We start from the raw sequence: 273 nt of genomic DNA, 5'->3' as shown, positions 1-273 counted from the left end.
GCACTAAAATACCAATCGTCTCAACAGTTAAAAACTTATCTGCAGCAAGCTTTGAGCCTACAGCTAAACCTAAAAATATAGTTGTAACATTGATGATTTCGTTTTGAGAACTGTTACTTAATCTATCAACAACACCCGACTCTCGCATTAAGTTACCTAAACAAAACATACCTACAAGCGGTATAGCAGCCGGTAAAAACATAGCCGTTAAACTAAGTACCATTAGAGGAAAAATAATCTTTTCCTTTTTAGATACTTTGCGAAGCTCTGGCA

The 273-nt window shown here is 35.9% G+C and carries 1 protein-coding gene; it reads right to left on the bottom strand.

Annotation, left to right across the window (positions count from 1 at the left end; all coding sequences use genetic code 11):
* Window positions 1-273, bottom strand: a 273-nt coding sequence (locus tag AAEY79_RS14885; RefSeq protein ID WP_352289150.1) for a sodium ion-translocating decarboxylase subunit beta, incomplete at both ends; no start/stop codon positions are given.

It is taken from the genome of Psychrobacter sp. GW64-MNA-CIBAN-0177 (assembly GCF_040309585.1).
GTDB classification, from domain to species: Bacteria; Pseudomonadota; Gammaproteobacteria; order Pseudomonadales; family Moraxellaceae; genus Psychrobacter; species Psychrobacter okhotskensis.
The sequence above is the reverse complement of the archived record's forward strand: the minus strand, read 5'-3'. Positions and strand labels throughout refer to the sequence as shown.